The 12250-nt window shown below is 67.4% G+C and carries 12 protein-coding genes; 8 read left to right on the forward strand and 4 right to left on the reverse strand.

Annotated features, from left to right (window positions below):
* Positions 1-13 precede the first annotated feature (13 nt).
* The 4 genes from JNK84_RS06295 to JNK84_RS06310 form a co-directional block, all read right to left on the reverse strand.
* Positions 14-880 (reverse strand): isocitrate lyase/PEP mutase family protein, encoded by an 867-nt coding sequence (locus JNK84_RS06295; protein WP_293421671.1) that lies wholly within the window; start codon positions 878-880, stop codon positions 14-16.
* Positions 881-983: 103 nt separating this feature from the next.
* On the reverse strand, positions 984-1727 hold the full coding sequence (locus JNK84_RS06300) for a pseudouridine synthase (protein WP_293421673.1): 744 nt from the start codon (positions 1725-1727) through the stop codon (positions 984-986).
* Between the two features lie 13 nt (positions 1728-1740).
* On the reverse strand, positions 1741-2673 hold the full coding sequence (locus JNK84_RS06305) for a class I SAM-dependent methyltransferase (protein ID WP_293421675.1): 933 nt from the start codon (positions 2671-2673) through the stop codon (positions 1741-1743).
* 63 nt (positions 2674-2736) lie between these two features.
* Entirely contained in the window at positions 2737-4539 is a 1803-nt protein-coding gene (locus JNK84_RS06310; protein ID WP_293421677.1) for an IlvD/Edd family dehydratase, read from the reverse strand.
* 206 nt (positions 4540-4745) lie between these two features.
* On the opposite strand from JNK84_RS06310, the gene JNK84_RS06315 reads away from it, so the two are divergent.
* The 8 genes from JNK84_RS06315 (at position 4746) to JNK84_RS06350 (ending at position 12143) form a co-directional block, all read left to right on the forward strand.
* Entirely contained in the window at positions 4746-5018 is a 273-nt protein-coding gene (locus JNK84_RS06315; protein WP_293421679.1) for a hypothetical protein, read from the forward strand.
* A complete protein-coding gene (locus JNK84_RS06320; protein WP_293421681.1) occupies positions 5015-5407 on the forward strand; it encodes a type II toxin-antitoxin system VapC family toxin in 393 nt (130 codons plus the stop codon). Before JNK84_RS06315 ends, JNK84_RS06320 begins: the two co-directional genes overlap by 4 nt.
* 30 nt (positions 5408-5437) lie before the next feature.
* Positions 5438-6619: a pyridoxal phosphate-dependent aminotransferase gene (locus tag JNK84_RS06325; RefSeq protein ID WP_293421683.1), complete on the forward strand. Its 1182-nt coding sequence runs from the start codon at positions 5438-5440 to the stop codon at positions 6617-6619.
* Between the two features lie 154 nt (positions 6620-6773).
* Positions 6774-7940 (forward strand): acyl-CoA dehydrogenase family protein, encoded by a 1167-nt coding sequence (locus tag JNK84_RS06330; protein ID WP_293421685.1) that lies wholly within the window; start codon positions 6774-6776, stop codon positions 7938-7940.
* A 1-nt stretch (position 7941) separates the two neighbouring features.
* Positions 7942-9207 (forward strand): acetyl-CoA hydrolase/transferase family protein, encoded by a 1266-nt coding sequence (locus JNK84_RS06335; RefSeq protein WP_293421687.1) that lies wholly within the window; start codon positions 7942-7944, stop codon positions 9205-9207.
* Positions 9208-9285: 78 nt separating this feature from the next.
* On the forward strand, positions 9286-10206 hold the full coding sequence (locus tag JNK84_RS06340; protein ID WP_293421689.1) for a dihydrodipicolinate synthase family protein: 921 nt from the start codon (positions 9286-9288) through the stop codon (positions 10204-10206).
* Positions 10207-10279: 73 nt separating this feature from the next.
* Positions 10280-10633 (forward strand): hypothetical protein, encoded by a 354-nt coding sequence (locus JNK84_RS06345; protein WP_293421691.1) that lies wholly within the window; start codon positions 10280-10282, stop codon positions 10631-10633.
* A 70-nt stretch (positions 10634-10703) separates the two neighbouring features.
* Positions 10704-12143: an amidase gene (locus JNK84_RS06350; protein ID WP_293421693.1), complete on the forward strand. Its 1440-nt coding sequence runs from the start codon at positions 10704-10706 to the stop codon at positions 12141-12143.
* The last annotated feature ends 107 nt before the right edge of the window (positions 12144-12250 follow it).

A 12250-nucleotide genomic window follows, 5' to 3' on the forward strand; every position in this document is an offset into this window, starting at 1 on the left:
CGGCGGTGGATGGTCAGGCTTTCGGCCCATGGGTGCGGAAGAAGGTGTTGAGCGCGGCGAAGGGCTCGGCCTCCGCAAGGCTGTTGAAGGTGCCCTGCCCCGCAAGTTCGCGCGCCGACTTGAGGAAGCCGCCCCAGGCCGCCCGCGCCAGCGCGGAGCCGACGGAGACGCGGCGCACGCCGAATGCCGCCGCATCGGCGACACTGATGCCAATCGGTCCGGACAGCAGAAGGTTGACCGGTTTCGGCGCAACGGCCGCGACCACCTCGCGAATCTGCTCCGGCGTCCGCAGCCCCGGCGCGTAGAGGACGTCAGCGCCCGCCTCGGCGAAGGCGACCAGCCGCTTCACCGCCACCTTCTGCGCATCGGGAACGCCGAACAGATGGGCCTCCGAGCGCGCGGTCAGCAGAACGCCCGTGCCCTTCAGCGCCGACACCGCCGCCTTGATCCGCTCGACCGCGAGATCGAAGGCATAGAGCGGTTCGCCGGGCTTGCCGCTATTGTCCTCGATCGAGAGGCCGGCAACGCCCGTCGCCGCGCAAAGGCGGCAGTTCTCGGCGACGGCCTCCGGTTCGTGAGCGTAGCCGGATTCGAAATCCGCATTCACCGGCAGGTCGGTCGCCCCGACGATCTCGGCGATATGACCGAGCGCCATGTCGCGGGGAACCGCCCAGTCGGTGTCAGGCAGGCCACGCGAGAACGAGAAGCCGGAGGAGGTCGTCGCCAGCGCCTTGAAGCCGAGATGTTTCAGCATCAGCGCCGTGCCGGTGTCCCACGGGTTGGGAATGACGAAGCAGCCGCTCTCGTGCAGGCGGCGGAAGGTAGCGCGCGCGGCCGCGATCTGCGACGCGTCCTGGCGGGTGGCATCCGGCATGGTCATGGTCGGCCCCCTCGTCGATCGGGACCGCGAGTGTCGCGCTTCGCGCGGCCACGGCCAAGACAATCCTCGTGATGGCCGGTATCGCAGCAACGAATGACGAGGCTCAGCCTCCGTCGAAGATCGACGCTATGTCCGCCGGGGCGAGCAACCGGTACTGACCCGGTTCGAGATCGGCGGGCAAGCCGAGCCCGCCCATCCGGTCCCGATGCAGCGCCACCACATGATTGCCGACGGCGGCAAACATGCGCCTGACCTGATGGTAGCGGCCCTCATGGATCGTCAGGCGCGCCAGCTTCGGCTCCAGAACCTCCAGCTCGGCGGCAAGCAGTGGCTTTTCCTCGCCGTCCAGCAGCATGGTCCCGGAAGCGAACAGCGCCGCCTCGTCGCCTTTCAGCGGCCGGTCGAGCGCCGCGACATAGCGTTTCGGCACATTGCTCTTCGGCGAGATGATGCGATGCAGCAGCCCGCCGTCATCGGTCATCAGGAGAAGCCCGGAGGTCTCCTTGTCCAGCCGCCCGACCGTCGAGATCGCCGGGTCGCGCCGCCGCCAGCGCTCCGGCAGCACCGAATAGACCAGCGGCCCGGCCTCCTTGTGGGAGCAGGTCATGCCGAGCGGCTTATGGAGCATCAGGATGAGGCCCGGCAGCGGATCGAGCGGCCGCCCGCGCACGGTCATGCGCTCAGGGAGATCCGGCGTCAGCGCGATGCGCCCGTCCGCCTCCGCCACGGGCGCGCCGTCGAGCAGCACGCGGCCAGCGCCGACCAGCGCCTGCACCTCGCGGCGCGAGCCGTAACCCAGATTGGCGAGCAGGCGGTCGAGCCGCAGTTGGGCGGGCGGCTTGCTCATGGGCGGGTCCTGATCATGCCTCGGCCTCGTAGACCTTGTAGCCTCCGGCTTCCACCCTCAGCGACACCGAGCGGAACGACGCCTTGAGGACCGCCTCATAGGGCAGATGGCGGTTGGCGACGAGCAGCAGGCGGCCACCCCGCCTCAGCAGGCCGGCGGCCCGGCGCACGAAGGCCTGGCCCAGCGCACGGTCCTCCGCGCCGCCATCATGGAACGGCGGGTTGGTGACGACGAAGTCGAGCCCGGCGAGGCTGGCCACCTCGCGCCTGAGGTCCGCCCAGACGAACCGCGCGCGAGGATCAGCGACATTGCGTCGCGCGCAGTCGATCGCCCGGCGGTCGAGATCGACCAGCGTCAGCTCGGTCACGGCCGATGCGGCAAGGACGGCACGCGACAAGACGCCGATGCCGCAGCCGAGATCGGCGCCGCGCCCGGCCAGCGGCGGAAGATGCTCAAGCAGAAGCGCGCTGCCCGGATCGATCCGGTCCCAGGCGAAAACGCCCGGCTGCGACCAGAGCCCCAGCGTCTCGACGATGCGCGGCGCTCCAGCCACGATGGCCTCATCGAACCCGATAGCATCGATCGGACGTGCGGTCGTGCAAATGCGGTGATGCCGGCGCGCATCCTCGGAAACCGTGCAGCCAAAGACCTCAAGCTCCTTGCGCAGGCGCGAGCCGCCCTTGTCCTTGGGCGCCAGAACCGTGAGCTCCGCGCCGGTTTCGAGCGCCCTGAGCGCCAGCGCCACGGCATAGCGCCGCTCGATCGTGCCGGGGGGCCCAAGCATGACCATGCCGGCGAGCGAGCCGGCCGGCTGGTCCTCAAGCACAACCGAGCCAGGCACGAGCGGCGAGAACTGCAAGGCGGTCGGCGGCCAAGCGGCAAGCTCGGCGGGGGGCTCGCCGAAGAGTCCGAAGGCGGAAGGCAAAAGGCCGGCAGACGTGGTCATGCCGGCCCTCATAAGGGCAGAGCGCGCGTCCGTCATCCCGGCAGGGGCGACGGACACTACCAGTCAGTGGTTGTCGCGCGGGATGCCCCGCTTCTGCGCGATCTTCTGGTACTTGACCGCCGGCTTCAGCACCATGCCGTCGGCGAGCTGGCTCACCATGGAGCGCTGGATTTCCTGCCACGGCGTCTGGCTCTTCGGCACCTTGAAGCCGCCATTGGCCTTCAGTTCCGCCATGCGCGCGGCGAACTCCTCCTCGGAGATGAGGATGTTGGCCGAGCGCTTTTTCAGGTCGATCCGCACCCGGTCACCCGTCTTCAGCACCGCGAGGCCGCCGTTCGCCCCCGCTTCCGGCGAGGCGTTGAGGATCGAGGGCGAACCCGAGGTGCCCGACTGGCGGCCGTCGCCGATGCAGGGAAGGTCGCGGATGCCCTTTTTCAGAAGGGCCGCCGGCGGCTGCATGTTCACGACCTCGGCCGAACCCGGATAGCCGAGCGGGCCGACACCGCGCACGAACAGCACGCAGGTCTCGTCGATCTTCAGCTTCGGGTCGTCGATCCGGTGGTGATAGTCCTCCGGCCCCTCGAAGACGATGGCGCGGCCCTCGAAGGCGTCCTTGTCCTTCGGATTGGACAGGTAGCGCTTGCGGAAATCATCCGAGATGACGCTGGTCTTCATGATTGCGCTATCGAACAGATTGCCCTTCAGCACGATGAAGCCGGCATCCTTCACCAGCGGTTTCTTGTAGGGCCGGATCACGTCGGGATCGGTGACCTCCGCGCCCTTGACGTTCTCGCCCATCGTCTTGCCGTTGGCGGTGATCGCGTCGCCATGGATGCGGCCGGCTTTCAGGAGCTCGTTCATGACCGCCGGCAGACCGCCGGCGCGGAAATATTCCTCGCCGAGATAGGCGCCGGCCGGCTGCATGTTGACCAGCAGCGGCACCTCGTGGCCCACCGTCTCCCAGTCCTGGATGTCGAGCTTGACGCCGATATGCTTGGCGATGGCGTTGATGTGGATCGGCGCGTTGGTCGAGCCGCCGATGGCGGAGTTCGCCACGATGCAGTTCTCGAAGGCCTTGCGGGTGAGAATGTCCGAGGGCTTCAGGTCTTCCCACACCATGTCGACGATGCGCCGGCCCGTCGCATAGGCCATCTGGCCGCGCTCGCGGTAGGGAGCCGGAATGGCGGCGCAGGACGGCAGCGACATGCCGAGGGCCTCGGCCAGCGCATTCATGGTGGAGGCCGTGCCCATCGTGTTGCAATGGCCGATGGAGGGGGCCGATTTCGTCACCACGTCGATGAACTCGTCATAGGTGATCGTGCCGTCTGCCTGCTGCTTGCGCGCTTCCCAGACCAGCGTGCCGGAGCCGGCGCGCTTGCCGTTCCACCAGCCATTCAGCATGGGACCGCCGGAGAGCACGATCGAGGGGATGTTGACGGTGGCGGCGCCCATCACCATGGCCGGCATGGTCTTGTCGCAGCCGGTGAGCAGCACGACGCCGTCCATCGGATAGCCGTAGAGGATCTCGACCAGCGACAGATATTGCAGGTTGCGATCGAGGGCGGCGGTCGGACGCTTCAGCGTCTCCTGGATCTGGTGGACCGGGAATTCGAGGGGAATACCGCCCGCGTCACGGATGCCGTCGCGGACGCGCTGGGCGAGTTCGATGTGGTGGCGGTTGCAGGGCGAGATGTCCGAGCCCGTCTGCGCGATGCCGATGATCGGCTTGCCGGAGGTCAGCTCCTCCACCGTCAGGCCCCAGTTGACCGTGCGCTCCAGATAGATCGCGGTCATGCCCGGGTTCTCGGGATTGTCGAACCACTGCTTCGACCTGAGGTTCTGGGGCTTCATCTTCCGGCGGGCCATGTGGCATCTCTCCCATGCTGCGCTGCGAAGCTTTCAAATCGATTGAAGTGGCTGCAGCATTGTCGTTTCCGACAGTTTGAGCGCGCGTGCGCGGCGAATGCAACGACAAAACAGGCGGAGAGACATGCAGCGCCGTCAGGTCGAGTTAGCGCGCCGACGTCCTATGTGATATGCTCCGGAAGCATATGCTTCCTTGGGAGTACGATATGGCCATCACCCTGCGCAACAAACCGCTGGAGGAGAAGATCAAGCGGATCGGTCGCCAGCGTGGGCTCGGCCCGTCCGCGGTGATCGCGAAAGCAGTGGAGGCACTGGAGCAGACACCCCCGCCGGAAGTTCCGCCTGAAGAGGTGGAGCGGCGCAAAGCCTTTGCCGCAGCATTCCTTGCCGAGGTTTCCGGCAAGACGACGGAGGAGGAGCGACGCGCCATGCGGGAGTTCGAGGCCGACATGTATGATGAGCATGGGCTTCCGAAGTGAGCCTGCTCGTCGAGACGTCCGCTCTCGTTGCCATCGTGGCTGATGAACGCGAGGCCGGGGTTTTTCTCGCACGAATTGTCGGGGCTTCAAATCCATTGCTTCCGGCTTCATGCTATTTGGAAGCAGCGATGGTTCTCGCCAAACGGAAGAATGGAAAGTCCAAGCTCGACCAGCTTGTGGCCGGATTTGCCATCACCTTCATCCCGCTCGACGAGCCTGTCGCCCGTCTCGCCGCCGATGCCTTCGCCCGCTACGGCCGCGGCACGGGCCATCCGGCCGCGCTCAACTTCGGCGATTGCATAGCCTACGCCACAGCCATGCATCTCGATGTGCCCTTGCTGTTCAAGGGCGACGACTTCCGGCATACCGACGTGAAGGCTGCCCTCTGAGGCGGCCGCGCCAGCCTTCCGGAAACGCCCATGACCTTCCAGACCGTCGCCAATTTCGACCGCATCGGCGAGGAAAACGCCTTCGCCGTCCTCGCGCGCGCCACGGCGCTCATGCGCGCAGGCAAGGACGTCATCAATCTCGGCATCGGCCAGCCGGACTTCGCGACGCCGGGCAACATCACCGAAGCCGCGATCAAGGCGATCCGCGACGGCCACCACGGCTACACGCCAGCCAACGGCATCTTGGCCCTGCGCGAGGCTGTGGCCGCCGATCTCGACCGACGGTTCAAGGTCGGCGTCTCACCCGAAGAGGTGATGATCGTGCCCGGCGGCAAGGTCACCATGTTCATGGCGATCCTGATGTTCGGCGAACCGGGCGCAGAGATCCTCTATCCGGACCCCGGCTTTCCCATCTACCGGTCGATGATCGAGTACACCGGCGCGACGCCGATCCCGGTGCCGATCCGCGAGGAGAACGGCTTCGCCTTCTCCGCCGACGAACTCCTGTCGCTGATCACGCCGAAGACCCGCCTCGTCATCGTCAACTCGCCCGCCAACCCGACCGGCGGCGTCACGCCCAAGGCCGAGATCGACAAGCTGGTGAAGGGGATGGAGCGCTTCCCCGACGTCGCGATCATGTCCGACGAGATCTACGACCAGATGGTCTATGACGGCGAGGAGCACGTCTGCCTGCTCTCCTACCCGTCGATCCGCGACCGGACGATCCTGCTCAACGGCTGGTCCAAGACCTATGCCATGACGGGCTGGCGGCTCGGCTATTCGATCTGGCCGGGCAAGCTCTACGAATATGCCCGCAAACTGGCGGTGAACTCGTTCTCCTGCGTCAACGCGCCCTCGCAATTCGCGGCGCTTGAGGCCCTGACCGGCCCGCAGGATGCGGTCGGGAAGATGGTCGCCGAATTCGATGCCCGGCGGAAGCTGGTGGTCGAAGGCCTCAACAAGCTGCCCGGTGTCTCGTGCATCGTGCCGAAGGGCGCCTTCTACGCCTTCCCGAACATCAAGGAGACCGGCTGGAAGGCGAAGCCGCTGGCCTCGGCGCTTCTTGAGGATGCCGGCGTCGCCACCATCGGCGGTCCCGATTTCGGCGTCTATGGCGAGGGCTATATCCGCCTCTCCTACGCCAATTCCTCGGAGAACATCCTGAAGGCGCTCGACCGGATGAAGGGCTTTCTGGAGCGTCGCAACAGCTGAGCTGCCCGCCTCGCCGTCCGGCCTCTCCGCCGCTTGACGGAGGCCCGCCGAAATTGCGACCGCCGGACGCCCCGTGCGATCCTGCCCACGCGGCGCGCCTCGCACCGGCATCATCCTGCCGCGTGGCCCTCGCGGCATGGATGGAGACGCACCGATGGATTTCGCCCTCACCCGCGAGCAGGAGGCCATTCGCGAGGCAGTCGCCGGCATCTGCTCGCGCTTCGGTGACGACTACTGGCTGAAGCTCGACAAGCAGGGCGGCTTTCCCGAGGATTTCGTGCAGGCGCTGGCGGCCGACGGCTGGCTCGGCATCTGCATCCCCGAGGAATATGGCGGCTCGGGTCTCGGCATCAGCGAGGCGGCCGTGATGATGCAGGCGATCGCGGAATCCGGCGCCGGCATGTCGGGCGCCTCGGCCGTCCACATCAACGTTTTCGGGCTCAACCCGGTGGCGGTGTTCGGCACCGAGGAACAGAAGCGCCGGATCCTGCCGCCCATGGTTGCCGGCAAGGAGAAGACCTGCTTCGCCGTCACCGAGCCGAATACCGGCCTCAACACGACCCAGCTCAAGACCCGCGCGGTGCGGAAGGGCGACCGCTACGTGGTGGACGGGCAGAAGGTCTGGATCTCGACCGCGCAGGTCGCCGACCGCATGCTGCTGCTGGCCCGCACGACGCCCCTTGAGGATGTCACCAAGCCGACCTTCGGCCTGTCGCTGTTCTGCACGCCGTTCGACCGAGCGAGGATCAAGGTCCACGAGATCGAGAAGATGGGCCGCAAGGCCGTCGATTCGAACGAACTGTTCATCGAGGGACTGGAAGTGCCGGTGGAGGACCGGATCGGCGAGGAAGGTCGCGGCTTCGAATACATTCTGCACGGCATGAATCCGGAGCGCATCCTGATCGCGGCCGAGGCGGTGGGGCTCGGCAAGCTGGCTCTGGCGCGGGCGGCGGCCTATGCGAAGGAACGCATCGTCTTCAACCGGCCGATCGGCCAGAACCAGGCGATCCAGCATCCGCTGGCGAAGAACTGGATGGAGCTGGAGGCCGCGCGCCTGATGATCATGAAGGCGGCATGGGAATACGATAACGACATGCCCTGCGGCGCCTCGGCCAACGCCGCGAAATACCTCGCCGGCGAGGCCGGGTTCGATGCCTGCCAGCAGGCGGTGATGACCCATGGCGGCTTCGGCTACGCCAAGGAGTTCCATGTCGAACGCTACCTGCGCGAAGTGATGATCCCGCGCATCGCGCCGATCAGCCCGCAGCTCGTGCTTTCCTTCATCGCCGAGCGCGTCCTCGGCCTGCCCAAGTCGTACTGACATGCCCGACCCGATCCCCCATGGGGCCTTCGACATCGCGGCCCATATCCGGCCGGGCGACAGGATCGTCGTCGGCCAGTGCACGGCCGAGCCGCTGACGCTGACGGAAGCGCTTGTTGCCGCCGCACCGGCCATCGGACCGGTCGAGGTTTTTCTCGGCACCGGCTTTTCCCGGACATTTCGGCCAGATGCCCCGGAAAACCTGAGTCTTGGCGCCTATGGCGCGACCGGCACCAATGCCGCGCTGTCGCGGGCCGGCCGGCTCGACGTGCTGCCAATGCACTACAGCGCGCTGGCGGAAGCCTATGCCGGCAAGGCTCTGACCGCCGACGTGGTGCTGATCCAGCTCCGCGACGGTCGCAACGGCCTCAGCCTCGGCCTCGCCAACGACTATGTCGCGCAGGCGGCGCGCCATGCCCGAACGGTCATCGCCGAGATCAATCCGGATGTGCCGGACACCGGCGGCGCGGCCCTGCCGGGGGATATCGCGATCAGCGCCTTCGTTGCCGCCGCAAAGCCGCCCGTGGAGGCGCAGGCGAGCCGGCTGGACGAAGTGGCTCAGCGGATCGGTGCGCATCTCGCGGCACTGATCCCGGACCGCGCCACGCTTCAGATCGGTATCGGCGCGATCCCCGATGCGACCTTGGCGGCGCTCGGCAACCACCACGACCTCGGCATCCATTCGGGCGTCGCGACCGACCGCGTCCTCGATCTGATCGAGAAGGGCGTCGTCACCAACCGCTTCAAGCCTTTCGATCCGGGCGTCACGGTCGCGAACACGCTGATCGGCACGCGCCGGCTCTACGATTTCGCCGATGGCAATGCCGCCGTCGAGGTGCGGCCGGCTTCGCACACGCACGACCACGGCGTGCTCAGGCGGATCGATCGCTTCCATGCGATCAACTCGGCCATTGAGGTCGATCTCACCGGACAAGTGAATTCCGAGATGGCCGGCGGCGTCTGCGTCGGCGGCGTTGGCGGCCTTGTCGATTTCGCCCGCGGCGGACGCGCCGCACCCGGCGGGCGCGCCATCATCGCCCTGCCCTCGACGGCCGCCGGCGGCACGGTCAGCCGCATCGTGCCGCGCGTCGCCACCGTCACCCTGCCACACAGCGACGTCGATCTCGTCGTCACCGAACATGGCGTGGCGGACCTGCGCAGCGTCACGCTCAAGCAGCGCGCGGAGCGGATGATCGCCATTGCCGATCCGGCCTTCCGCGAGGATCTCGCCCGGGGCTGGCGTGACGGGGCATCCGGGCAGCGTTGAGCCCCGGCCGCTGGTCGCATTCTGCGGTCGCGCTATAGAAAGCTCCGGGACGAACAAGAACATCCCGGAGGAACATCCATGGCATTGCCCGTTTATACCGGCGTCTTCCCCGTCGCGCCGACCCCCTTCCTCGACAATGGCGACCTCGACCTCGAGGGGATGAAGCGCGTGCTCGACTGCATGATCGACCAGGGCGTCGATGGCATCTGCGTGCTGGCGAACTATTCCGAGCAGTTCGTGCTCACCGACGAGGAGCGCGAGACGCTGACGCAGCTCTGTCTCGCCCATGTCGCGGGACGCGTGCCGGTGATCGTCACGGTCAGCCATTTCTCGACGCGGATCGCCGCCGAGCGCGCCGCGCGGGCGCAGAGGGCGGGAGCGGCCATGCTGATGCTGATGCCGCCCTATCACGGCGCGACGCTGCGCGCCGACGAAACGCGCATGGTTGAGCATTTCCAGCGGATCGCCGAGGCGGCCCCCATTCCGATCATGCTGCAGGACGCGCCACTGTCGGGTGTCGCGCTATCGGTGCCGACAATGGTGCGGCTCGCCGAGGCCGTGCCTCAGGTCTGCTACTTCAAGATCGAGACGCCCGGCACGGCGGCCAAGCTGCGCGGCCTGATCGCCGCCGGCGGCAATGCGGTGATCGGTCCCTGGGACGGCGAGGAATCGATCACGCTGATGGCTGATCTCGATGCGGGGGCGACCGGCACGATGTCGAGCGCGCTGCTCCCCGATCTGATCAAGCCGGTGGTGCAGCACCATGCCGCCGGGCGGCGGACCGAAGCGGCGGCGCAATACGCGAAGATCCTGTCGCTGATCAATTACGAGAACCGCCAGTGCGGCCTGCGCGCCACCAAGACCGTGATGATGGAAGGCAAGGTCATCCGCTCGGACCATGTCCGGCACCCGCTCGACCCGATCCATCCGGCGACCCGCGAGGGGCTGCTGGAACTCGCCCGCGAGCTTCAACCGCTGGCGCTGCGCTGGGGGCATTGACGCAAGGCTTGCCTTTGTTCTCGTATAATGGAATATTATTCCATCATACGATTAGCGCCGGCCCGCCATGTTCATGCGTCCATCGAACCGCTCGCATCATCGGCCTTCCGAGGGCGAGGCCCGGCCGCCCTCGCCTGCCGCGCGGCACAATGGCGGACCGCCGCTCGACGACTATGGCGGGCCGCCCTGGGGCAAGGGCGATCCGCATCGCTTCCTGCACTGGCAGCGGGCGCACAAGGCCGCCTGGAAGAGCGTGTCGGCCGACGTCATGCGTTTCCGGATGGACAAGGCCGACAGGCTCGGCCTGACCTACGAGGAATATTCGCTCGAGATCATGGAGCGCGGCCGATACCTCCAGATCGAGGACGGCGAGCGGATCGCCGAGATCAAGGCGGCACGGCGCAGGCGGCGGCGACGCGCCGCATGAGCGGCACGCGCCCTGCCCCCTTAACCTCCCGGCGGGAGCGTGGCAGCCTGCGCGCCGTCAGGAGAATGCCATGTCGCTGTCCACCACCGCCATCGCCGAGCTCGATGCCTTCGCGCTCGGTCACGCCTTCCGGCGCAAGACGCTATCGCCGGTGGAAGCCGCCACAGACGCTCTCGATCGGGCGGAAGCCTCGCAGCCGGCGATCAACGCCTTCGCGCTGATCGACCGCGCCCGCACGCTCGCCTGGGCCCGCGAATCGGAAGCGCGCTGGATGAAGGGCGAGCCGCTCGGGCCTTTCGACGGCGTGACCGTGACGGTGAAGGACAATCTCGCGGTTGAAGGCTGGCCGAGCCTCAAGGGCTCGACCGTCACCCCGAAATCGCCCATGGGCTACGACGCCCCGGTAACCGCGCGTTGCAAGGAGGCGGGGCTGGTCATCCTCGGCCTCACCACCATGCCGGAATTCGGCTGGATCGGCCTGTCGACGTCGCCGCTCACCGGCCATACCCGCAATCCGTGGAACCGCGACCGCACGGCAGGGGGCTCGTCGTCCGGCGCGGCCGCCCTGGCGGCCCTCGGCATCGGAAGGTTCCATCTCGGCACGGACGGGCTCGGCTCGATCCGCATTCCCGCGGCCTTCTGCGGCGTCGCCGGCATCAAGGCGACCTATGGCCGGGTGCCCGCCTATCCGATCTCGGTCATGGGCGAACTCGCCCATCTCGGCCCCATCGCCCGCGACGTGCGCGAGGTCGCGGCGTTGCTCACCATCCTGTCCGGACCCGACCATCGTGATCCCATGGCCTGGAACACCCCGACCCCCGACTACACGATCGGCATCGACGACGGCGTCAGGCGCCTTCGCGTCGCCTATTCGCCGCGCCTCGGCTTCGTCGGGAAGATCGATCCGGCGGTGGAGCAGGCGGTGGCGTCGGCCGCCGCGACCTTCGAGGCCATGGGCGCCATCGTCGATGAGGTCGACCCGCCGATGGAGGACCCCTCGCCCATCGCCTGGGACATCTGGAACGCCGGCGCGGCACTGGCGCTGAAGTCGTTCGGCACGGCGGAGCGCGCGGCCATGGACCCCGGCCTCGTCGGCTGCGCGGAGACCGGCGCCAGGACATCCGCCGCCGACCTGATCGATGCCCTGCTCTACCGGCGCACGAAGGCCGTCGTCGCGATGGCCGAATTCCATCAGACTTACGACCTGTTGATAACGCCGACCATGCCGACCGGCGCGATCCCGCTCGGCGCCGACCTGCCGCCCGCGGGCTTTGCCGGGGTCGCCGACTGGGGGCCGCTCTGGACCGACTGGTGCCGCTTCACGCCGCCGTTCAACGTCACGCAGCAGCCGGCCGGAACGGTGCCATGCGGCCTCGACGCAGACGGGCTGCCGATCGGCCTCCAGATCGTCGGCTGGCGCCGGCAGGAGGCGACGGTGCTGCGCGCCATGCGCGCCTTCGAATCCGCGCGTCCCTTCGCCCGCGTGCCGATGTCCCACGTCAGCCCGTAATGTTCCATAAGCGGTAGCAGATGCGCGACGCCTATGCGCTTGCCACATGCGCGCTTTTTGCGCGGGCACTGCATAGGCAACGGGATTGACACCGCATCCCGCGGCAT

This window comes from Phreatobacter sp. (genome assembly GCF_016793595.1).
In the GTDB taxonomy this organism is placed as follows: Bacteria; Pseudomonadota; Alphaproteobacteria; order Rhizobiales; family Phreatobacteraceae; genus Phreatobacter.

What these genes read in the sequence shown, in the direction of transcription:
- JNK84_RS06295 (WP_293421671.1), bottom strand. Translation starts at nt 880, where the DNA reads ATGACCATGCCGGATGCCACCCGCCAGGACGCGTCGCAGATCGCGGCC.
- JNK84_RS06300 (WP_293421673.1), bottom strand. Translation starts at nt 1,727, where the DNA reads ATGAGCAAGCCGCCCGCCCAACTGCGGCTCGACCGCCTGCTCGCCAAT.
- JNK84_RS06305 (WP_293421675.1), bottom strand. Translation starts at nt 2,673, where the DNA reads ATGACCACGTCTGCCGGCCTTTTGCCTTCCGCCTTCGGACTCTTCGGC.
- JNK84_RS06310 (WP_293421677.1), bottom strand. Translation starts at nt 4,539, where the DNA reads ATGGCCCGCCGGAAGATGAAGCCCCAGAACCTCAGGTCGAAGCAGTGG.
- JNK84_RS06315 (WP_293421679.1), top strand. Translation starts at nt 4,746, where the DNA reads ATGGCCATCACCCTGCGCAACAAACCGCTGGAGGAGAAGATCAAGCGG.
- JNK84_RS06325 (WP_293421683.1), top strand. Translation starts at nt 5,438, where the DNA reads ATGACCTTCCAGACCGTCGCCAATTTCGACCGCATCGGCGAGGAAAAC.
- JNK84_RS06330 (WP_293421685.1), top strand. Translation starts at nt 6,774, where the DNA reads ATGGATTTCGCCCTCACCCGCGAGCAGGAGGCCATTCGCGAGGCAGTC.
- JNK84_RS06335 (WP_293421687.1), top strand. Translation starts at nt 7,942, where the DNA reads ATGCCCGACCCGATCCCCCATGGGGCCTTCGACATCGCGGCCCATATC.
- JNK84_RS06340 (WP_293421689.1), top strand. Translation starts at nt 9,286, where the DNA reads ATGGCATTGCCCGTTTATACCGGCGTCTTCCCCGTCGCGCCGACCCCC.
- JNK84_RS06345 (WP_293421691.1), top strand. Translation starts at nt 10,280, where the DNA reads ATGCGTCCATCGAACCGCTCGCATCATCGGCCTTCCGAGGGCGAGGCC.
- JNK84_RS06350 (WP_293421693.1), top strand. Translation starts at nt 10,704, where the DNA reads ATGTCGCTGTCCACCACCGCCATCGCCGAGCTCGATGCCTTCGCGCTC.